21 protein-coding genes are annotated in these 21691 nt (G+C 63.2%); 14 read left to right on the top strand and 7 right to left on the bottom strand.

What is annotated here, in order from left to right; genetic code table 11:
* From ABYB95_RS02155 to ABYB95_RS02145, 3 genes are all read right to left on the bottom strand, one after another.
* Positions 1-336: tetraacyldisaccharide 4'-kinase (locus ABYB95_RS02155; protein ID WP_372656785.1), on the bottom strand; the 336-nt coding region annotated here is incomplete at its 3' end.
* Between the two features lie 11 nt (positions 337-347).
* Positions 348-779 (bottom strand): ExbD/TolR family protein, encoded by a 432-nt coding sequence (locus ABYB95_RS02150; protein WP_372656784.1) that lies wholly within the window; start codon positions 777-779, stop codon positions 348-350.
* Between the two features lie 25 nt (positions 780-804).
* Positions 805-1446, bottom strand: a complete 642-nt coding sequence (locus ABYB95_RS02145) for a MotA/TolQ/ExbB proton channel family protein (protein ID WP_372656783.1) — start codon at positions 1444-1446, stop codon at positions 805-807.
* A 437-nt stretch (positions 1447-1883) separates the two neighbouring features.
* Between ABYB95_RS02145 and xseA the strand changes: the two genes are divergently transcribed.
* The 3 genes from xseA to ABYB95_RS02130 all read left to right on the top strand — a co-directional run bounded on the left by xseA (position 1884) and on the right by ABYB95_RS02130 (position 6375).
* Positions 1884-3110: an exodeoxyribonuclease VII large subunit gene (xseA, locus tag ABYB95_RS02140; RefSeq protein WP_372656782.1), complete on the top strand. Its 1227-nt coding sequence runs from the start codon at positions 1884-1886 to the stop codon at positions 3108-3110.
* 141 nt (positions 3111-3251) lie between these two features.
* Entirely contained in the window at positions 3252-3833 is a 582-nt protein-coding gene (locus ABYB95_RS02135) for a Fe-Mn family superoxide dismutase (RefSeq protein WP_372656781.1), read from the top strand.
* Between the two features lie 304 nt (positions 3834-4137).
* Entirely contained in the window at positions 4138-6375 is a 2238-nt protein-coding gene (locus ABYB95_RS02130) for an NADP-dependent isocitrate dehydrogenase (RefSeq protein ID WP_372656780.1), read from the top strand.
* Positions 6376-6556: 181 nt separating this feature from the next.
* On the opposite strand, the gene ABYB95_RS02125 is transcribed toward ABYB95_RS02130, so the two are convergent.
* The gene (locus ABYB95_RS02125) at positions 6557-7021 is read right to left on the bottom strand and encodes a DUF192 domain-containing protein (protein WP_372656779.1); all 465 of its coding nucleotides are present in this window, start codon (positions 7019-7021) and stop codon (positions 6557-6559) included.
* A 178-nt stretch (positions 7022-7199) separates the two neighbouring features.
* Between ABYB95_RS02125 and icd the strand changes: the two genes are divergently transcribed.
* From icd to clpA, 3 genes are all read left to right on the top strand, one after another.
* Positions 7200-8453, top strand: a complete 1254-nt coding sequence (gene icd / locus ABYB95_RS02120; protein WP_372656778.1) for an NADP-dependent isocitrate dehydrogenase — start codon at positions 7200-7202, stop codon at positions 8451-8453.
* A 259-nt stretch (positions 8454-8712) separates the two neighbouring features.
* Positions 8713-9069 carry an ATP-dependent Clp protease adapter ClpS gene (gene clpS, locus ABYB95_RS02115; RefSeq protein WP_372656777.1) on the top strand — a complete coding sequence of 119 codons (357 nt, stop codon included), beginning with the start codon at positions 8713-8715 and terminating at the stop codon, positions 9067-9069.
* A gap of 95 nt (positions 9070-9164) precedes the next feature.
* Positions 9165-11504: an ATP-dependent Clp protease ATP-binding subunit ClpA gene (gene clpA / locus ABYB95_RS02110; RefSeq protein WP_372656776.1), complete on the top strand. Its 2340-nt coding sequence runs from the start codon at positions 9165-9167 to the stop codon at positions 11502-11504.
* A 104-nt stretch (positions 11505-11608) separates the two neighbouring features.
* On the opposite strand, the gene ABYB95_RS02105 is transcribed toward clpA, so the two are convergent.
* Entirely contained in the window at positions 11609-12097 is a 489-nt protein-coding gene (locus ABYB95_RS02105) for a DUF1499 domain-containing protein (RefSeq protein WP_372656775.1), read from the bottom strand.
* A 23-nt stretch (positions 12098-12120) separates the two neighbouring features.
* A complete protein-coding gene (locus tag ABYB95_RS02100; protein ID WP_372656774.1) occupies positions 12121-13656 on the bottom strand; it encodes a helicase HerA-like C-terminal domain-containing protein in 1536 nt (511 codons plus the stop codon).
* A gap of 89 nt (positions 13657-13745) precedes the next feature.
* Here ABYB95_RS02100 and ABYB95_RS02095 point away from each other — a divergent pair, with 89 nt between their 5' ends.
* The 8 genes from ABYB95_RS02095 (at position 13746) to ABYB95_RS02060 (ending at position 21029) form a co-directional block, all read left to right on the top strand.
* Complete coding sequence (locus tag ABYB95_RS02095; RefSeq protein WP_372656773.1) at positions 13746-14465, top strand: YebC/PmpR family DNA-binding transcriptional regulator; 720 nt, start codon at positions 13746-13748, stop codon at positions 14463-14465.
* 145 nt (positions 14466-14610) lie between these two features.
* Entirely contained in the window at positions 14611-15885 is a 1275-nt protein-coding gene (gene purD / locus ABYB95_RS02090) for a phosphoribosylamine--glycine ligase (RefSeq protein WP_372656772.1), read from the top strand.
* 76 nt (positions 15886-15961) lie between these two features.
* Positions 15962-16876, top strand: a complete 915-nt coding sequence (hemF, locus tag ABYB95_RS02085; RefSeq protein WP_372656771.1) for an oxygen-dependent coproporphyrinogen oxidase — start codon at positions 15962-15964, stop codon at positions 16874-16876.
* A complete protein-coding gene (gene nadD, locus ABYB95_RS02080; RefSeq protein ID WP_372656770.1) occupies positions 16876-17535 on the top strand; it encodes a nicotinate (nicotinamide) nucleotide adenylyltransferase in 660 nt (219 codons plus the stop codon). The genes hemF and nadD overlap by 1 nt, the downstream gene beginning before the upstream one ends.
* Positions 17532-18251, top strand: a complete 720-nt coding sequence (gene rsfS / locus ABYB95_RS02075) for a ribosome silencing factor (RefSeq protein ID WP_372656769.1) — start codon at positions 17532-17534, stop codon at positions 18249-18251. Before nadD ends, rsfS begins: the two co-directional genes overlap by 4 nt.
* Complete coding sequence (gene rlmH / locus ABYB95_RS02070; RefSeq protein WP_372656768.1) at positions 18248-18715, top strand: 23S rRNA (pseudouridine(1915)-N(3))-methyltransferase RlmH; 468 nt, start codon at positions 18248-18250, stop codon at positions 18713-18715. Before rsfS ends, rlmH begins: the two co-directional genes overlap by 4 nt.
* Before the next feature lie 90 nt (positions 18716-18805).
* A complete protein-coding gene (locus tag ABYB95_RS02065; RefSeq protein WP_372656767.1) occupies positions 18806-19420 on the top strand; it encodes a nucleoside triphosphate pyrophosphatase in 615 nt (204 codons plus the stop codon).
* A 13-nt stretch (positions 19421-19433) separates the two neighbouring features.
* Complete coding sequence (locus ABYB95_RS02060; protein WP_372656766.1) at positions 19434-21029, top strand: ribonuclease E/G; 1596 nt, start codon at positions 19434-19436, stop codon at positions 21027-21029.
* A gap of 38 nt (positions 21030-21067) precedes the next feature.
* Here the strand turns inward: ABYB95_RS02060 and ABYB95_RS02055 are convergent.
* Positions 21068-21691: ATP-binding cassette domain-containing protein (locus tag ABYB95_RS02055; protein ID WP_372656765.1), on the bottom strand; the 624-nt coding region annotated here is incomplete at its 5' end.

Below are 21691 nucleotides of genomic sequence, written 5' to 3'. Positions count from 1 at the left end.
GTCGTCCCGCACTTCGAGCAGATCGTCGCTTAGGCGCCCATAGCCACGGGACACCACACCGGGCTGCCAGCCCTGCGCGAGCAGGTGCCGCACCAGCGCGATGGTGGTTGGTGTTTTGCCTGCACCGCCGACCACCACATTGCCGACCACGATGACTGGCACCGGCAGGCGCTGCGCGGGCAAAACACCGCGCGCGTAGAGCCAGCGTCGCAGGGCCGAAAGAGCGCCATAGACCAGGGAAAGGGGCCACAGGAGCCGGGCCCGTATGCCTTTGTGCAGGGCGCTGAACTGCCAGCTGGTCGCGGCGAAAGGGCTGGACCCTGTGCCCTCGCGCATGCTGCGCGGCCTTATTTGCGTGCGGGTTGGCTACCCGATTGCTGGGTGGCGAAGGTGATCTGCACCAGGCCGGCACGGCGTGCGGCGTCCATCACGTTGATGACCGACTGGTGGGTGGCGGCGGCGTCGGCACTGATGATGACCACCACTTCCCGGCTGTCTTGTGCCGATTGGGCCAGCACGCGGGTGAGCACTTCTACGCTCGCACTTTCGAGCACCTGCTTGTTGATGGAGTAGCGGCCATCGCTGCTGATGGCGACGATCACCTCGCGCGGGTTTTCGCGCTGGGCCTGGGCATCGGCGACCGGCAGGTTCACCTGCAATTCGGTGAATTTGCTGTAGGTGGTGGTCAGCATCAAAAAGATCAGCACCACCAGCAGGATGTCGATGAACGGGATCAGATTGATCTCGGGTTCGTCGCGGGTGCCGGGTCGAAAGTTCATGTTTGCCAAGGCTTGTTGCCCCGTTTCAGCGCCGCAGGCTGAGCAAATGCCGGGCAAAGCGCTCGGCCGCCAGTTCCATGGCCAGCAGGTATTCGTCCACGCGGCCACGGAAGTAGCGCCAGAAGATCAGCGCGGGAATGGCGATCATGAGGCCGAAGGCCGTGTTGTACAGCGCGATCGAAATGCCATGGGCCAACTGGGCCGGGTTGCCACCCGCCGCCGCCATGCCCATGCCGCCGTCGCCTGCTTGCGAGCCGAAAATCTCGATCATGCCGATCACCGTGCCCAGCAGACCCAGCAAGGGGGCGGCCGATGCGATGGTGGCCAGCGCGCCCAGGTAACGCTGCAGCTTGGCTGCGGCCTGACGGCCGGCGCCCTCCAGGCTGGCACGCAAGTCTTCCTCGCTGGCACGCGGGTTGACGTTGAAGGTGCGAAAGCCGGTCGCCAGCACTTCGCCCAGCACCGAGTTTTGCTCCAGCTGCGTCACCACATCGGGCCCGGGGATGCCGTTGCGCGACACCATGATGGCTTCGTCCAGCAGTTTGGCCGGGATGATTTTGGCGCTTTTCAGACTGATGAAGCGCTCGATGACGAGGGCCAGTCCGAGGATGGAGCAGGCGATCAGGGGCCAGATGGGCCATCCGGCGGCTTGTATGATGGAAAGCAAGTCAGGGCTCCAGGCGGGATTGACCAAAGTGCGATCTTTGGGATTATGGCCCAGGTGGGCTGTGTGCTTCGACGCAGGACCTGGCGCCCAATTGCGGGCCCCATTCTGGTGACTTGCACGGCCGCACCGGATCTGCGGACGTTCGGTCGCTCACCGATCCACAGAATCTGTGGATAACTTTGTGAAGAACCTGGCCGCCAAACGCTGCCAGCCCTTGCCGGCTATCCCATTCGATACATCGATGACAAAACAGGCAGCATAAATGGCTTTGAAATCAACAGCTTGCTTCTACGGGCACAGAAAACGGGCGACAGGCAGTGTCCGGTCCAGAAAAACCGCGGAGTGTGGACACATTTGTGCCCCAAAGCCCTGTGTCTGAGCCATTTTTCGAATTGGAAGCCCCGCCGACAGGGCGTGTCTGGGCGGTTGGCCCGCTCATGCGAGCCATTGCGGACACTTTGTCGGCCCGTTTCAACCCGGTCGCGGTGGCTGGCGAAATTTCGGGCTTTTCGCGCGCGGCCAGTGGACATTGCTACTTTTCACTCAAAGACGATACCGGTCAGATCCGCTGCGCGCTGTTCCGGCGCTCGGCGGACCAACTCACGTTTGCGCCGCGCGACGGTCAACGGGTTCAGGTGCGCGGCAAACTCGACGTGTATGGACCGCGCGGCGATCTGCAACTCATTGTGGACAGCATGCAGCCGGCCGGGCAGGGCGCACTCTTTGAGCAGTTTCTGCGCCTCAAGGCGCAACTGGAAGCCGAAGGCCTGTTCGAGTCGGCACGCAAACGGCCTTTGCCTGTGCAGCCACGCAGCATCGGCGTGGTCACCTCGCTGGGCGCGGCGGCCTTGCGCGACGTGGTGACCGCCTTGCGCCGCCGGGTGCCCCACCTGCCGGTGGTGGTCTACCCGGCGCCGGTACAAGGCACGCAGGCGCCAGCTGCGCTGTGCCAGGCGCTGGAAACGGCTTACCGCCGCCACGCCCAGAGCGGCGAGAGCGATGTGTTGCTGTTGGTGCGCGGCGGCGGTTCGCTGGAAGACCTGTGGGCGTTCAACGACGAAGCGCTGGTGCGCACCATCGCCCGCGCGCCCATGCCCGTGGTCTGCGGCGTGGGCCACGAAACCGACTTCACCCTGGCCGACTTTGTGGCCGATTTGCGCGCCCCCACACCCACCGCTGCGGCCGAACTGTGCGCCCCCGCCCGCGAGGAGCGGCTGGGTGAGCTGGCCTATCTGCGCGAGCGCCTGAACGAGGCGGCGTACCAGGGCATAGACCAACGTGCTCAGCGCCTGGACCGGCTGGCGCAGCGCATCGGCAGGCCCTCGGGCCGCGCCCACGAAAGCCGCCAGCACTTGTTGGCCTTGCAGCACCGTTTGCAGAGCGGCCTGGTGGTGGGGTTGCAGCGACAGCGCAACCGGCTCGACAAGGTGCAGACGCGTTTGCCTTTGTCTTTGCAATACGCGTTCGAACAACCCAGCCGTCGGCTGCAACGGGTGGAAGCGGCGATGAGCTTGCTCGACCCCCGTCTGGTGCTGCAGCGCGGTTACGCCTGGCTCACCGACGCCGGTGGGCAGGCCGTGACCCGTGTGGCCCATGCCGAGCCCGGGCAAGGCCTGCGCGCCCAACTGGCCGACGGCGAACTGCGCCTCACCGTGGATCGCTGAGGCGTGGCGGTGCGCAGGGGTGGCGTGCAAGCGCCTCAAAACCCCTACGCAATTCCAGGCCTTGGCCTTGCCTACAATGACACGCTGGGATGGCGCCAGGCCATCGCTGGATTCACAACACCAACCGAAGAGGAAACCCCCATGGAACACACCCTGCCTCCACTGCCTTTCGCCATCGACGCGCTGGCGCCGCACTACTCCCAGGAAACCCTGGAGTTCCACCACGGCAAGCACCACAACGCCTATGTGGTCAATCTCAACAACCTGCAAAAGGGCACCGAGTTTGAAGCCATGGACCTGGAGTCCATCGTCAAGAAATCCTCGGGTGGCGTATACAACAACGCGGCCCAGATCTGGAACCACACCTTTTTCTGGAACTGCATGAAGCCCGCCGGCGGTGGTGAGCCTGCAGGCGCATTGGCCGCAGCCATCAATGCCAAGTGGGGCAGCTACGCCGCGTTCAAGGAAGCGTTTGTGAAAAGCGCCGTGGGCAACTTCGGTTCCGGCTGGACCTGGTTGGTGAAGAAGGCCGACGGTTCGGTCGACATCGTCAACACCGGCGCCGCAGGCACCCCGCTGACCACCGCAGACAAAGCCTTGTTGACCGTGGATGTGTGGGAGCACGCCTACTACATCGACTACCGCAACGCACGGCCCAAGTTCGTGGAGACCTTCCTCGACAAGCTGGTGAACTGGTCGTTCGCCGAAGCCAACTTCGCCTGATCCCGGTTCCGGAATCGGCAAAAAAAGGGCTCGAAGGCCATGCCTTCGGGCCCTTTTTGCTGAGACCTGCTTGGGCGGCACGGGCGTGGTTTCATGCCGGTTTGAGCCGCGGGCATCCTGAAAAAAGCGGCTATTTACAAAAAGAATATCTGCTTTTCTTTGAAAATTTTGTATTGTGAGATATGAGTTCAAAAAATGAAGTCTGGGTCAGAGGATTGAAAGCAAAATTTCAGACTATCTACAGATTCCGCTGAAGGGCGACACTTTTCAGCGGGAATTTCATAACGATCCACGGAGCAAACCTATGAGCACCCAGCAGCCCACCATCATCTACACGCTGACCGATGAAGCGCCTTTGCTGGCGACCAGCGCCTTTCTTCCCATCGTCCGCGCGTTCACCGCACCGGTTGGCGTTGACGTGGTCAGCAGCGACATTTCGGTTGCTGCGCGCGTGTTGGCCGCTTTCCCGGAATGCCTGACCGAAGAGCAGCGTGTGCCGGACAATCTGGCCGCCCTGGGCAAGCTCACCCTGCGGGCCGACGCCAACATCATCAAGCTGCCCAACATCAGCGCGTCGGTGTCGCAGCTGATCAGCGCGATCAAAGAGCTGCAATCCAAGGGTTATGCGATTCCCGACTTCCCCGAATCGCCCAAGACCGAAGAAGAAAAAGCCATTCGCAACCGCTACGCCAAGTGCACCGGCAGCGCCGTGAATCCGGTGCTGCGCGAGGGCAATTCGGACCGCCGTGCGCCGCGCGCCGTGAAGGAATTTGCCCGCAAGAACCCGCACAGCATGGCCGAGTGGAGCCAGGCATCGCGCTCGCATGTCTCGCACATGCACCACGGCGACTTCTACCACGGCGAAAAGTCGATGACGCTGGACCGGGCGCGTGATGTGAAGATGGAGTTGATCACCAAGACCGGCAAGACCATCGTGCTCAAAGAAAAGGTGGCGCTGCAGGATCGCGAAGTGATCGACAGCATGTACATGAGCAAGAAGGCCTTGCTGGAGTTCTACGAAAATGAAATCCAGGACGCCTACAAGACCGGCGTGATGTTCTCCTTGCACGTCAAGGCCACCATGATGAAGGTGTCGCACCCCATCGTGTTCGGCCACTGCGTGCGCATCTTCTACAAGAACGCATTCGAGAAGCACGCCAAGCTGTTCGATCAGCTGGGCGTGAACGTCAACAACGGCATGGTCAACCTCTACGACAAGTTGGCCACACTGCCCCAGTCGCAGCGCGAAGAAGTCATTGCCGACCTGCACGCCTGCCACGAAGGTCGCCCCGAACTCGCCATGGTGGACTCGGCCAAGGGCATCACCAACTTCCACTCGCCCAACGACGTCATCGTGGACGCCTCCATGCCCGCCATGATCCGCAACGGCGGCAAGATGTGGGGGGCCGATGGCCGCCTGAAGGACGTCAAGGCCGTGATGCCCGAGTCGACCTTCGCCCGGATCTACCAGGAGATGATCAACTTCTGCAAGTGGCACGGCGCGTTCGACCCCAAGACCATGGGCACCGTGCCCAACGTGGGCCTGATGGCCCAGCAGGCCGAAGAGTACGGCTCGCACGACAAGACCTTCGAAATCACCGAAGACGGTGTGGCCAACATCACCGATCTCGCCACGGGTGAGGTACTGCTGAGTGAAGAGGTGGAGGCGGGCGACATCTGGCGCATGTGCCAGGTGAAAGACGCCGCGATCCGCGACTGGGTGAAACTGGCCGTGAACCGTGCGCGCAATTCGGGCATGCCCGTGGTGTTCTGGCTCGATGCCTACCGCCCGCACGAGGCCCAGCTCATCACCAAGGTCAAGATGTACCTGCACGAGCACAACACCGCCGGTCTCGACATCCAGATCATGAGCCAGGTGCGCGCCATGCGCTACACCCTGGAGCGCGTGGTCCGTGGCCAGGACACCATCAGCGCCACCGGCAACATCCTGCGCGACTACCTGACCGACCTGTTCCCCATCATGGAACTGGGCACCAGCGCCAAGATGTTGTCCATCGTGCCGCTGATGGCGGGTGGCGGCATGTACGAAACCGGCGCCGGTGGCTCGGCGCCCAAGCACGTGCAGCAACTGGTGGAAGAAAACCACTTGCGCTGGGACTCGCTGGGTGAATTCTTGGCCTTGGCGGTGTCGCTGGAAGATTTGGGCCTCAAGACCGGCAACACCCAGGCCAAGATACTGGCCAAGACGCTGGACGCCGCCACCGGGCAACTGCTGGACAACAACAAGGGACCCAGCCCCAAGACCGGGCAGCTGGACAACCGCGGCAGCCAGTTCTACCTGGCCATGTACTGGGCACAGGCGTTGGCCGCACAAACCGAAGACCCGGCGCTGGCTGCCAAGTTCGAGCCTCTGGCCAAGTACCTGACCGACAACGAACAGACCATCGTCGCGGAGCTGGCGGCGGTGCAAGGCCAGCCGGCCGACATCGGTGGCTACTACATGCCCGATATGGCCAAACTCGAGCGCGTGATGCGGCCCAGCCAGACCTTGAACGCGGCGCTGGAGCTCACAAAAGCGTAACGGTCGTGGGCGTCACGCCAGGCGCTTTCTGCGCTGGCGCACAAGGGCTTGCGGGGCGTTCAGCCCGCAAGCCCTTTCTTTTTATGGGTTCGGGTTGGCGCCGCCGTGGCTGGCCCGGGCGCCACGCCGCAGGGGGAACGGACACGCCGATCCAGGCGCCTCGGCCTGGCGCGCGCTCGGCCTATTCGGACTTGCGAAAGACGGGGCCGCTCAAACGGGTCTTGGCGCCGATGTGGCGCTTGGCAAACCAGCCCTGGTTCATTTCCAGCACATAGCGCACCGGTTGGGTCGAGCAATGCGAGTCGGTGGTCTGGGGCTGCATGTCGGCCAGGTTGACGATGCTGCCGTCGTCGGCGACGAAGGCGGCGGTCAGCGGCAACAAGGTGTTCTTCATCCAGAAGCACTGGACTTCGGCCCGCTCGAAGACGAACAGCATGCCTTCGTGGGTCGGCATGTCTTTGCGGTGCATGAGTCCGATCGACCGTTGCTGCGGTGTCGCCGCGATCTGCGCGTCGATCTGGTACAGGCCTGCAGCCAGTTTGACCCGAGGCAGGTCCAGCTGGGGCCGTTCTTGTGCCGACACGCCGCCGCCCAGGGTCAGGAGCAGCGCGGCCAGCGAGGCGGGGAGGGAATGGAGGAAGCGCATCGTGTGTCTGGTCGGTTGTCGGGCCTGAACCCGTGCGGGCGTGGCATCGCGCGCACGGGCATGAACGTGGGTGGACGGTAGAGGGGCGGGGACTAAAATAGTTCGCACTCACCGCGATCATAAGGTCGACCATGGGTCTGCCCAGCATCCCTCGTTTCGAACACGGAGTCCTGTATCCATGTACCAGCACATCAAAGTTCCCGCCGAAGGCCAGAAAATCACCGTCAACGCCGACATGTCCCTGCAGGTGCCGGACCAGGTGGTCGTGCCGTACATCGAGGGTGATGGCACCGGCCTTGACATCACGCCGGTGATGCTCAAGGTGGTGGACGCGGCTGTGGCCAAGGCCTACGGCGGCCAGCGCAAGATCCACTGGATGGAGGTGTATGCGGGTGAAAAATCCACCCAGGTCTACGGCCCCGACGTGTGGTTGCCCGAAGAGACGCTGCAGGTGCTGCGCGAGTACGTGGTGTCCATCAAGGGGCCGCTGACCACGCCCGTGGGGGGCGGTATACGTTCACTCAATGTGGCGCTGCGCCAGGAGCTGGACTTGTATGTGTGCCTGCGCCCGGTGCAGTACTTCAGTGGCGTGCCTTCTCCGGTGAAGGAGCCGCAAAAGGTCAACATGGTGATCTTCCGCGAGAACTCCGAAGACATCTACGCCGGCATCGAGTACGAAGCCGAGTCGGACAAGGCCAAGAAGCTCATCAAATTCCTCCAGGAGGAAATGGGTGTCACCAAAATCCGCTTTCCGAACACCTCGGGCATTGGCATCAAGCCGGTGTCGCGCGAAGGCACTGAGCGCCTGGTGCGCAAGGCCATCCAGTACGCCATCGACAACGACAAGCCCAGCGTGACCATCGTGCACAAGGGCAACATCATGAAGTACACCGAGGGTGGCTTTCGCGATTGGGCCTACGCGCTGTCGCAAAAGGAGTTTGGTGCCGAGTTGGTGGACGGCGGCCCCTGGTGCCGTTTCAAGAACCCCAGGACCGGAAAAGACATCACCATCAAGGACAGCATTGCCGATGCCTTTCTGCAGCAAATCCTGCTGCGCCCCGCTGAATATTCGGTGATCGCCACTTTGAACCTGAACGGCGACTACATCTCCGATGCACTGGCGGCGCAGGTCGGGGGCATTGGCATCGCGCCCGGCGCCAACCTGTCGGACTCGGTGGCCTGTTTTGAAGCCACCCACGGCACGGCGCCCAAGTACGCAGGCAAGGACTATGTGAACCCCGGTTCCGAAATCCTGTCGGCGGAGATGATGTTGCGCCACATGGGCTGGACCGAAGCCGCCGACCTCATCCTGCGGTCCATGGAGAAATCCATTGCGAGCAAGAAGGTCACCTACGACTTTGCCCGCCTGATGGACGGCGCAACCCAGGTGAGCTGCTCGGGCTTTGGTCAGGTGATGATCGACAACATGTGATCCGGCCATTCGCGAACGCCTGGAGCGCCGGGTTTGCGAAACACTTAAGGTGTGAAAAACCGCCAGGAAGCAGGCTTCCTTGGCGGTTTTCTTTTGCCGGGTCGCCGCACAATGGGCTTCAGGAGGTGTAGATGGCGCTGGGCAGAAGTTGGACGCAAGCGAGCAACAAGGTGGGAGAGAGGTCCGAATGCCGGCCTGCCCGCACATTGGTAGCCCTGCAAATCTCAGGGGAGCTGCTGTCCCCGCTAGAATCGTTTTCATGGCCACCCAGAAACCCAAACCTCCCGAAAACCCGGTTACACCTCCTGGTGCGGGGAGCGACGATTCGGTCGTGCTCGAACGCCGAACCCAGAAGGTCAAACCCCCACAGATGTTTCAGGTGGTGCTGCTCAACGACGATTTCACGCCCATGGAGTTTGTGGTGCACGTCATCCAGGAGTATTTCAGCAAAGACCGTGAAACCGCGACCCAGATCATGCTGAAGATCCACCTGGAAGGCAAAGGCATTTGCGGGGTTTACTCCCGCGATGTGGCCAGCACCAAGGTCGAACAAGTCACCCAGGCGGCCCGACAGGCGGGCCACCCTTTACAGTGTTTGAGCGAACCAGTTGAATAAAAGCGTATCCACCCCACCTGTTGGTCATCTCCTTGTTACCCTAGTCACAGACGTCTTGCGTTTCAGATCATCCCAAGCCTAAAGGAAGTGCCCATATGATTGCCCAAGAACTTGAAGTCAGCTTGCATATGGCCTTTGTCGAGGCCCGGCAGCAGCGGCACGAATTCATCACCGTCGAACACCTGCTCTTGGCCCTGCTGGACAACCCCAGCGCGGCCGAGGTGCTGCGCGCCTGCTCGGCCAATGTCGACGACCTGCGCAAGTCGCTCACCAACTTCATCAAGGACAACACGCCCCAGGTGGCGGGGTCCGATGAGGTGGATACCCAGCCCACGCTGGGCTTTCAGCGCGTCATCCAGCGCGCCATCATGCACGTGCAGTCCACCGGCAATGGCAAGAAGGAAGTCACCGGTGCCAATGTGTTGGTCGCCATTTTTGGCGAGAAGGACTCCCACGCCGTTTACTACCTGCATCAGCAGGGTGTGACGCGCCTGGACGTGGTCAATTTCATTGCCCACGGCATCCGCAAGAGCGACCCGCCCGAACCCTCCAAATCGGGCGAGAGCGCGCCCGAGAACGAAGAGGGTGGCGAAGCCAAGAGCAATGAAAAGGCCTCGCCTCTGGAGCAGTTCACGCAGAACCTCAACCAGATGGCGAAAGACGGCAAGATCGATCCGCTGATCGGGCGCGAATACGAAGTCGAGCGCGTGATCCAGATCCTGTGCCGCCGCCGCAAGAACAACCCGTTGCTGGTGGGTGAAGCCGGTGTCGGCAAGACCGCCATCGCCGAGGGCCTGGCCTGGCGCATCACGCAAAACGAGGTGCCCGAAATTCTGGCCGAAGCGCAGGTGTATTCGCTGGACATGGGTGCGCTGTTGGCGGGCACCAAGTACCGTGGCGATTTTGAACAGCGCCTGAAAGGCGTGCTCAAGTCGCTCAAGGACAAGCCCAACGCCATCCTGTTCATCGACGAAATCCACACCTTGATCGGCGCGGGCGCCGCTTCGGGCGGCACATTGGATGCCTCCAACCTCCTGAAGCCCGCTCTCTCCAGCGGGCAGATGAAGTGCATTGGCGCCACCACCTTCACCGAGTACCGGGGCATCTTCGAAAAAGACGCGGCACTCAGCCGCCGCTTCCAGAAGGTCGACGTGGTCGAGCCCACGGTGCAAGAAACCGTCGACATCCTCAAGGGCCTGAAGTCGCGCTTTGAAGAGCACCATGGCGTGAAATACGCCGTGGCTGCCCTGCAGGCGGCGGCCGAGTTGAGTGCCAAGTACATCAACGACCGCCACCTGCCCGACAAGGCCATCGACGTGATCGACGAGGCGGGTGCTGCGCAGCGCATCCTGCCAGCGTCCAAGCGCAAGAAGACCATCAGCAAGACCGAGGTCGAAGAGATCGTGGCTAAGATCGCGCGCATTCCGCCCGCCAACGTGTCCAACGACGACCGCGGCAAGCTCAAGACGCTGGAACGCGATCTGAAGAGTGTGGTGTTCGGACAGGACAAAGCGCTCGACATCCTGGCCTCCAGCGTCAAGATGGCGCGCTCGGGACTGGGCAAATCGGACAAGCCGATTGGTGCCTTCCTGTTCAGCGGCCCCACGGGCGTGGGCAAGACCGAAGCCGCCAAGCAGCTGGCCTACATCATGGGCATCGACCTGATCCGCTTCGACATGTCGGAGTACATGGAGCGCCATGCGGTCAGCCGCCTGATCGGTGCGCCTCCGGGCTACGTGGGCTTTGACCAGGGTGGTTTGCTGACCGAGGCCGTCACCAAGAAGCCGCACTGCGTGCTGCTGCTCGACGAAATCGAGAAAGCGCACCCGGACATCTTCAACGTGTTGCTGCAGGTGATGGACCATGGCACGCTGACGGACAACAACGGACGCAAGGCCGACTTCCGCAACGTGATCGTCATCATGACGACCAACGCGGGTGCCGAGACCATGAACAAGGCGACCATTGGCTTCACCAACCCGCGCGAAGCGGGCGACGAGATGGCCGATATCAAGCGTCTGTTCTCGCCCGAGTTCCGCAACCGCCTGGACGCCACCGTGGGCTTCAAGGCGCTGGACGAAAACGTCATCCTGCGCGTGGTGGACAAGTTCCTTTTGCAGCTCGAGCAGCAACTGGGCGAGAAGAAGGTGGAGGTCACCTTCACCGACGCTCTGCGCAAGCACCTGGCCAAGAAGGGCTTCGATCCGCTCATGGGCGCACGCCCGATGCAGCGCCTGATCCAGGACACCATCCGGCGTGCCCTGGCCGACGAACTGCTGTTCGGCCGCCTGACCGATGGTGGGCGTCTGACAGTGGATATCGAGACCGTGAAGGACGAAAAGGGTGTGGAAACCCAGGAAGTCAAACTCGATATCCAGCCGCTGCCCAAGAAAGAGGGCAAGACCAAGCCCACGGCCGATGCCGAGACCAACTGAGGTTTGAACTGCCCCCCAAAAAAGGCCCGGTTGATCCGGGCTTTTTTTTGTCTCAATCGAAGCGGCCTTCTACCGCTCTTGCCGCTTCGCGTGCGGCTTCTTCTTCAGGGCTGCGCCAGGTAGGCGGCGCGGATCGCTTCGATGCGTTTGCGGTTTGCGCCCAGGTCTTCCTTGCCCAATCGGCTGGCGCTGCGCACTTCGATCACACCGCGCTCGGGGTTGAGCCAGAACTCCACATCGTCCACAAACTTCAACCAGCGCGTCTGCGCTTCGGCATAGAGGTAGTCGGGTTTTTGTTCGACCACGGTGATGCCGGGCATGGCCTGGAGCACGCCGAGAAGCGTCTGTATCGACACCTCGGCACTCCCGCTCTTGAGCGTCAGCGGCGCTATGTTGGCTGCGTCCTTTTGCGCATGGTCCGGGTAGAGCGGGGCCTGGCTGGAGACGCTGTTGCGGGTGTTGGACGGTGGTTTGAGGCGGCCGCTGGTGATGCCGATGTCGGCCGGGCGTTTGCCGCTGAAGCCACCGATCTGTGCCACCAGCAAAGCGAGGGCGGGCACGCACAGCAGAAGGATGATCAGCGTATTGGTCATGGTTTTTCCTCGTTGGCCCAGCTTCACCGCTTGCCGCCCAGCAAGCCGCCCAGAATGCCTCGCACCAGTTGCCGCCCCAGTCCGCTGGCCACACTGCGCGCCGCCGTTTTGGCCATGGTCTGCACCAGGCCGTCGTACTGGCCACCGCGCGGGCCGGTGCGGCCGAACAAGGCTTCGTTGACCATGCTGCCTATGCCCCCGCTCGCTGCGGGTGCCTCGGTTGCGCCGGGCAGCCGTGGGGTGGTGGGCTTTTTGCCGTCGCTGTCCGCCTGGGGCTGGGCGGCTTCGGTGCGGCCTTTGATGATTTCGTAAGCGCTTTCGCGGTCCAGCGTTTCTTCATACACGCCAGCGACCAGCGAGTCTTTCAGCAGTTGCTGGCGCTGCGCATCGGAGATCGGCCCGAGCTGGCTGCCGGGCAGCAGCACATAGACGCGTTCGGTCTCGCTGGGGCGGCCTTTGGGGTCGAGAAAACTCACCAGCGCTTCGCCCACCGCGAGTTCGGTGATGGCGGCTTCGATGTCCAGCCCGGCTTTGGGGCGCATGGTCTGCGCCGTGGCTTTCACGGCCTTCTGGTCGCGCGGGGTGAAGGCGCGCAGCGCATGCTGTACCCGGTTGCCGAGTTGGCCGAGCACGCTGTCGGGAATGTCCAGCGGGTTCTGGGTCACAAAATACACGCCCACGCCCTTGGAGCGCACCAGGCGCACCACGAGTTCGATGCGTTCCACCAGAATCTTGGGCGCTTCGTTGAACAGCAAATGGGCTTCGTCGAAGAAGAACACCAGCTTGGGTTTTTCCGGGTCGCCGATCTCGGGCAGTTGCTCAAACAGTTCCGACAGCATCCACAGCAGAAAGGTGGCGTACAGGCGCGGTGCGTTCATGAGCTTGTCGGCCGCCAGGATGTTGACCACGCCTTTGCCGCCCACGGTCTGCATGAAGTCCTGGATGTTGAGCATGGGCTCGCCAAAGAAGCTGTCGCCGCCTTGCTGCTCGATCTGCATCAGCCCGCGCTGGATGGCGCCCACGCTGGCGGCGCTGATGTTGCCGTACTCGGTGGTGAAGAGCTTGGCGTTGTCGCCCATGTACTGCAGCATGGCGCGCAGGTCTTTCATGTCGAGCAGCAGCAGGCCGTTGTCGTCGGCGATCTTGAATACCAGGTTGAGCACACCCGCTTGCGTGTCGTTCAGATCGAGCATGCGGGCCAGCAGCAGCGGGCCCATGTCGCTCACCGTGGCGCGTACCGGGTGGCCTTGTTGGCCAAACACGTCCCACAGCGTGGTGGGGCAGGCTTGCGGGGTGGGCAGGTCCAAACCCCTGGTTTTCAGAACGCCCGCGATTTTTTCGTTCACCGTGCCGCTCTGGCTGATGCCGGTGAGATCGCCTTTCACATCGGCCATGAAAACCGGCACCCCGATGCTGGAAAAGCCCTGGGCCAGCGCTTGCAGGGTCACCGTCTTGCCGGTGCCGGTGGCGCCGGTGATGAGGCCGTGTCGGTTGGCCAGGCCGGGCAACAGCTGGCACTGGGTGTTGGCGTTCTGGGCAATCAGCAGCGGTTCGGCCATGGTGGGACTCGTCTTTCTGGTGCAGGGTGGGTGAAAACGTAAAATCGAGCTTATTAGATCAAACACCGCACCAGCTAAAGGACAATTTCGTGGCCGGACACAGCAAATGGGCAAATATTCAACACCGCAAGGGGCGCCAGGACGAAAAGCGCGGAAAAATCTGGACCCGTGTCATCCGTGAAATCACGGTGGCGGCGCGCCAAGGCGGTGGCGACCCGGCGATGAACCCGCGCCTGCGGCTGGCGATCGACAAGGCCAAAGCGGCCAATATGCCTGCAGACCGCATCAAATACAACGTGGACAAGGCCTCGGGCAACCTCGAAGGGGTGTCGCTGGAGGAAATTCGTTACGAGGGATATGGCATTGCGGGTGCGGCCATCATCGTCGACACCATGACCGACAACAAGGTGCGCACCGTGGCCGAAGTGCGGCACGCGTTCAGCAAGTACGGCGGCAACATGGGCACCGAAGGCTCGGTGGCGTTCCAGTTTGTGCACTGCGGGCAGCTGATTTTCGCGCCCGGTACGCCAGAAGAGAAACTGATGGAAGTGGCGCTGGAGGCGGGTGCCGACGATGTGATCACCGGCGACGACGGCGCCATCGAAGTGCTGACGCCGCCGACCGAATTCGAGGCGGTGAAAGAGGCCTTGGAAGCCGCAGGCATGGTGCCTGAAGTGGCCGAGGTGACGATGCGGGCCGAAAACGCCATCGAACTGAGTGGCGAAGACGCCGAGAAGATGCAGAAGTTGTTGGACGTGCTGGAAGACCTGGACGACGTGCAGAACCTGTACCACAACGCAAGCATTTGAAGCACCCCCGCGCCGCGCACGCCACCCCCTCCAGGGGGCAACGCTGGCCGACCGGCCGAGCCGGGTCGGCGGCGTTCTGGATTTTTGCACTTCGCGCCGGTTGCACCTGTGTGTTGTGCGCTGAATGGATTTTTTGGAGTTTGAATTGAAAGTACTGGTGATTGGTGGCGGCGGTCGTGAGCACGCTTTGGCCTGGAAGCTCAAGCAATCCGAGGGGGTGGAGCAGGTGTTTGTCGCGCCCGGCAACGCCGGTACGGCGCGCGACCCGGACCTGACCAACCTGGACATCACCGACAAGCAGGCTTTGCGCGAGTGGGTGCAAGCCCAAGGCGTGGCGTTGACGGTGGTGGGGCCTGAGGCGCCGTTGGCCGCTGGCGTGGTGGACGAGTTCCGTGCCCACGGCTTGGCCATTTTTGGCCCTACACAGGCCGCAGCCCAGCTGGAAAGCTCCAAGGCCTTTTCCAAAGCTTTCATGAAGCGCCACGGCATTCCCACCGCCGAATACGAAGCTTTCACCGATGCTGCCGCCGCGCACGCCTATGTGGATGCCAAGGGCGCACCCATCGTGATCAAGGCCGACGGCTTGGCGGCAGGCAAGGGCGTGGTGGTGGCGATGTCGCTGGCCGAGGCGCACGAAGCCATCGATTTCATGTTGCTCGACAACAAGCTGGGCGTGGTGCACAACGAGGGTGGCGCGCGGGTGGTGATCGAAGAATTTCTTACCGGCGAAGAAGCCAGTTTCATCGTGTTGTGCGACGAGAAACACGCGCTCGCCCTGGCCACCAGCCAGGACCACAAGCGCCTGCAGGACGCCGACCAAGGCCCCAATACCGGTGGCATGGGCGCGTATTCGCCGGCGCCGGTGGTCACGCCCGCCGTGCACGAGCGCGCCATGAACGAGGTGATCCTGCCCACCCTGCACGGCATGGCGGCCGACGGCATTCCGTTCTCGGGCTTTTTGTATGCGGGCCTGATGATCGCGCCCGACGGCCGCATCAAGACGCTGGAATTCAATTGCCGCATGGGCGACCCCGAAACCCAGCCGATTCTGATGCGCCTGCAAAGCGATCTGGCGCAAGTGCTGCTGGCCGCCACGCGCGGTGAACTCGATCGGGTGGCGCTGCAATGGGACGAGCGCGTGGCCCTGGGCGTGGTGCTGGCCGCCGCCGGCTACCCCATGAATCCGCGCAAAGGCGACGCCATCACCGGCTTGCCGGCCGATGCCGCCGACAGCATGGTGTTCCACGCCGGGACCACGGCGAAAGACGGTGCCGTGCACACCGCCGGCGGGCGTGTGCTGTGCGTGACGGCGCTGGCACCCACGGTGGCACAGGCGCAGCAACGCGCTTACCATGCCGTGCAGGGCATTGCCTTCGACGGCATGCAGTTCCGCCGCGACATCGGGTACCGCGCGGTTTGACGTTCCGCACACCCCCTGCGACACCATCCGCGGGCAAGGCGGGTGTGTTTTTGCTCGTGCGCGCCACAGGAACCCCATGACGCTTCTTACCCGGGATGTGCCAGCCTACTTGCTGGACTTGCAGGATCGGATCACCTCGACGGTGGCCTTGGTCGATGGTGGGCATTTTATGGTCGACCGCTGGAAAAAAGCGCCGGGCGAGCTGCTGCAAGGCCAAGGCGTCACGCAGATTTTGGAAGGCGGCGCCGTGTTCGAGCGCGCTGGCTGCGGGTTCTCGCATGTGCAAGGGCCTCGGCTGCCCCCCTCGGCCACGCAACACCGGCCCGAACTGGCGGGCGCGCCGTTTGAGGCCATGGGGGTCTCGCTGGTGTTCCACCCGCGCAACCCCTATGTGCCCACGGTGCACATGAATGTGCGCATGATCGCGGCCACGCCCAAGGGCGGCGAACCGGTGTGCTGGTTCGGTGGCGGCATGGACCTCACACCGTATTACGGCTTCGAAGAAGACGCGCGGCATTTCCACAGCACCTGCCGGCGTGCGCTGGACCCGTTCGGCGTGGACAAGTACCCCCGCTTCAAAACCTGGTGCGACGAGTACTTCTATTTGAAACACCGCGACGAGCAGCGCGGCATTGGCGGCGTGTTTTTCGACGATTTTTCCGAGCTGGGGCAGGCGGGCAGTTTCGCCATGACGGCCTCGGTCGCGGACGCGTTTCTCGACGCTTACCTGCCCATCGTGGACCGGCGCAAGAACATGGCCTACACCGAGCGCGAGCGCGCGTTCCAGCTCTACCGGCGCGGCCGCTACGTGGAATTCAACCTGGTCTGGGACCGGGGCACGCACTTTGGCCTGCAATCGGGTGGCCGTTCCGAGTCGATTCTGCTGTCCATGCCACCGCTGGTCAGTTGGTCGTATCGCCGACAAGATGCCAAGGGTTCGCCCGAACAACAGCTGAGCACCCGGTTTCTGGTGCGCAAGGACTGGATTTGATGGATAGCTTGCACACTTCTACCGGTCCCAAACCGCTGCGGGTGGCGATGTTTGGCGGCGCCTTTGATCCGCCCCACATGGCCCACCGCTCGCTGGCCGAAGCCGCACTCAAACAGCTCGATCTCGATCTGCTCTACATCCTGCCCACCGGGCACGCCTGGCACAAGACGCGGGTCTTGTCGCCCTCGTCACAGCGCCTGGCCATGTGCGAGCTGGCGTTTGGTGACTTGCCCAAGGCCCGCATCGACAGCCGGGAAATCCGGCGCGCGGGGCCGAGTTACACCGCCGACACGCTCAAAGAACTGGCCGCCGAGCACCCGCGCGCGCAGCTCTACCTCATACTGGGGGCCGACCAGTTGCTGGCGTTCAAGAACTGGGTGCATTGGCAGGATGTGCTGGCCCTGGCCTCGCTGGCGGTGGCGAACCGGGCCACCAACATCGGAGCAGATGCCGCCCAGCCCCACCACCCGGAGACCGATCTTTCGGGCGTGGACCTGCCTTTTGAGCGCTTGAACATGCCCTTGCAGAACATCAGTGCGACGGCGGTGCGCGCCCAGCTGGCACAGTCGCGGGGTGGCGGCCCGTCCATTGAAGTGCTGGTGCCCCAGCCTGTCGCAAGCTATATTTCACAACATCACCTTTACCAGACCCATACATGACCAGCGAAACCCAAGCCAAAAAAGACATCCAGCGACTCCAACGCGCCATTGTGGATGGACTCGAAGATGTCAAAGCCCAGGAGATCGTGGTCTTCAACACCGAGCATTTGTCCCCCCTGTTTGAACGCGTGATCATCGCCAGCGGCACCTCGAACCGCCAGACCAAGGCGCTGGCCGCCAGCGTGCGCGACGCGGTGCGCGAAGCCGGTTTTGACAAGCCGCGCATCGAAGGCGAAGACAACGGCGAATGGATCATCGTGGACTGCGGTGCGGCCGTGGCGCACGTGATGCAGCCCGTGATCCGCCAGTACTACCGCCTGGAAGAGATCTGGGGGCAAAAGCCGGTTCGGGTCAAACACGGTGCCGAAAAGCCCGTGGTGGCCGCCAAAGCGCCTGCGCGCAAAAAAGCCAAGGTTGAGGACAAGCCGGTCAAAGCCATTGCCGCCAAGACGGTGGCTCGCACGGCGGCCAAATCGGCAGCCAAGTCGGCGGCGGCATCCGCTCCCAAGCCCAGCGCCAAGCCCAAGGCCGCCAGCGGAAAGACCGTGGCTGGCAAAACCGCAGCACGCAAGACCGTTGCCGGTGACAAGCCCAAGGCCAAGATGGCCACGGTGGTGGTCAAGCCGCGCTCGACCACCAAGCCCGGTGCGACCAAACCGACCGAGAAGCCGGCCAGAAAACCCGCTGCCAAGCGCCCGGCCGTCAAGAAGGCATGAAGCTGGTGATCGTCGCGGTCGGGCAGAAGATGCCCGGCTGGGCCCAGACCGCCTACGACGATTACGCCAAACGCTTCCCGCCCGAATGGCGGGTGGAACTCAAGACCGTCAAGACCGAACCGCGTGGCTCTAAAACGCTGGAGACCCTGCAAGCGGCCGAGCGCGAGCGCATCGTGGGCGCCTTGCCCAGGGGCTGCCGTGTGGTGGCGCTGGACGAACGCGGCACCGCCCTGACCACCAAGGTGCTGGCGCAACAGCTGTTGCACTGGCAGCAGGAGGGGGACGACGTGGCCCTCATCATCGGCGGCCCCGATGGCCTGGAGCCCGCGTTTCGCGAAGGTGCGCACCAGCGCGTGCGCCTGTCCGATTTGACCTTGCCCCACGCCATGGCGCGCGTGCTGTTGATCGAACAGCTGTACCGGGCCTGGTCGATCAACGCCAACCACCCTTACCACCGCGAGTGAGGCTCGGCCTGGGGCCTTGCGTGGGCTGCGAAGACGCTGGGGCCCCATGCCGTTTCACCGCCGTGGTTTCCATGTCCGAGATTCAACGCCATGACCTTCATCTACCTCGCGTCACAAAGCCCGCGCCGTTTGCAGTTGCTGGAGCAGTGGGGTGTGCGCTGCGAACTGCTCTTGCCCGATGCCGGGGAGGATACCGAGTCGCTGGAAGCGGCGTTGCCGGGTGAGGCGCCAGCGGCCTACGTGACCCGGGTCACCGGCCTCAAACTGCAGGCCGCCTTGGCGCGCCTGCGCCAGCGCGGCCTGCCTCCGGCGCCTGTGCTGTGTGCCGACACCACCGTCGCACTGGGGCGGCGCATTCTGGCCAAACCCGAAGACGCGGCCGACGCGGCCCGCATGCTGGCTGCACTCTCGGGCCAACGCCACCGCGTGCTCACCGCCGTGGCGGTGGGCAAACCGCGTGCGCGTGCGGCGCAGCAGTGGTCGGCCTTGTCGACCTCGTGGGTGACGTTCGAGGCTTTGCGCCCAGCCCAGATTCGGGCGTATGTGCAGACCGGCGAGCCCATGGGCAAAGCCGGGGCCTATGCCATTCAGGGGCGGGCGGCACTGTGGGCCAGCCACATCAGCGGCAGCTATTCGGGCATCATGGGTCTGCCTGCGTTCGAGACCGCGCAGGTGCTGGGTGCCGCGGGCGTTCAGCTGATCTGAAAGCCAAAACGATATGAGCCAGGACATCTTGATCAATTGGGCGCCGCAAGAAACCCGTGTGGCGGTGGTGGAGCAAGGCACGGTACAAGAGGTGCATCTGGAGCGCACCTTGGAGCGTGGCCTGGTGGGCAATATTTATCTGGGCAAGGTCTCCCGGGTATTGCCGGGTATGCAATCGGCCTTTATCGACATTGGTCTCGATCGGGCGGCCTTTTTGCATGTGGCCGATCTCATGCCCAACATCACGGCCAAACACGCCGCACCACGCGACCGCCTGGTGCCGGTGGCGACGCCGCCGGCCAGCGATGCAGGGGAGGGCGCAGCGCCCGACGCGAGCACCGCCGCACCGGTTTCGAGCGCGCGGGTGTTGACCCCCGATCCGGTTTTGCCGATTGAACGCCAGATTTTTGAAGGCCAAGCCTTGATGGTGCAGGTGCTCAAGGACCCGATTGGCTCCAAGGGCGCGCGGCTCACCGCGCAGATCAGCATCGCCGGGCGGTTGCTGGTGTTCTTGCCGCAGGACAACCACATCGGCGTCTCGCAAAAAATACCGCCGGCCCAGCGCGAAGCCTTGCGCCAGCGCGTCATGGGCCTGGCGATGGTGCAAGACAACGGCAAGGCTGTGAGCGCCAGCGGGGGCTTCATCTTGCGCACCAATGCCGAAGACGCCAGCGACGCGGAGCTGAGCGAAGACATCGCCTACCTGCGCAAGACCTGGCAGCGCATCAAGGAAGGGGCTACGCGCAAGGCGCCGGCCACCCTGCTGCACGAAGACCTGAATCTCATGCAGCGGGTGTTGCGCGACCTGGTGGGTGCGGAGACGCTGTCCATCCGCATCGACTCGCGCGAGCAGTTCGGCTGGTTGCAGAACTTTGCCCGCGAGTTCATGCCCGACACCGTGAACAAGCTGCAGCTCTACACCGGTGAACGACCGATTTTCGATTTGTTCAACGTGGACGACGACATTGCCCGCGCCCTCAGCCGCCGGGTCGATCTCAAGTCCGGCGGCTATCTGGTGATCGACCAGACCGAGGCCCTGACCACGGTGGATGTGAACACCGGTGGATACGTGGGGGCGCGCAACTTCGACGACACCGTTTTCCGCACCAATCTGGAGGCTTCACAAGCCATTGCCCGGCAGCTGCGCTTGCGCAACCTGGGTGGCATCGTGATTGTGGATTTCATCGACATGGTGCGCGAAGACCACCGCGATGCCGTGCTGACCGAGTTCCGCAAACAGCTGGCGCGGGACCGTGTGAAGACCATGACCGGCAGTTTTTCGCAGCTGGGTCTGGTGGAGATGACGCGCAAGCGCACGCGCGAATCTTTGGCCCAGATGCTGAGCGAAACCTGTGCCGCCTGCTCGGGCAAGGGTTCGGTCAAGACCTCGCGTAGCGTGTGCTACGACATCTTGCGCGAGATCTTGCGCGAGGCACGGGCCTTCAACCCGCGTGAATTCCGCGTGGTGGCCGCCCCCCAGGTGGTGGAGTTGTTTCTGGACGAAGAACGGCAACACCTGGCCGGCCTGTCCGACTTCATCGGCAAACCGATTTCGCTGCAAAGCGAGGGCTCGATGACGCAGGAGCAGTACGACATCGTTCTGCTCTGAAGCGCCGCGCTGAGCAAGCAAGCGAGGCGCCCGCTTTCTCAGCTGTCGCTGGTCAAGCCCTGCGAGTGCAGGCGCGCGTACAGCCCGTCGGCGGCCAGCAGCTGGGCGTGGCTGCCTTGTTCCATGATCTGGCCGTCGGCCAGCACCACCACCCGGTCGGCGTGTTCAATGGTGGACAGGCGGTGCGCGATGACCAGCGTCGTGCGGCCGCGCATGAGGTGGGACAAGGCCTCTTGCACCAGGCGCTCGGATTCGTTGTCCAGGGCCGAGGTGGCTTCGTCCAGAATCAGAATCGGTGCGTCTTTGTAGATGGCGCGCGCAATCGCCAGGCGTTGGCGCTGCCCGCCGGAGAGTTCGGCCGCGTTGTGCCCCACCGTGGTGTGGATGCCTTGTGGCAAACGGGTGATGAGCTCGCCCAGATTGGCCGACAGCAGGGCCGCCGTTACCCGCGCCTCGTCCAGCGCTGGCCCGGCTTCGCCCAGGGCCACGTTGGCGACCAGGCTGTCGTTGAGCATCACCACGTCTTGGCTGACCATGGCGAACTGGCGCCGCAAGCTGGTGAGATCCCATTCGGGCAAGGCCACACCGTCGAGCATGACCTCGCCGCGCTCGACTTCCACGAACCGGGGCAACAGATTGGCCAGCGTGGTTTTGCCCGATCC

This window comes from Hydrogenophaga sp., assembly GCF_041633695.1.
Lineage (GTDB): Bacteria > Pseudomonadota > Gammaproteobacteria > Burkholderiales > Burkholderiaceae_C > Hydrogenophaga.
The sequence above is the reverse complement of the archived record's forward strand: the minus strand, read 5'-3'. Positions and strand labels throughout refer to the sequence as shown.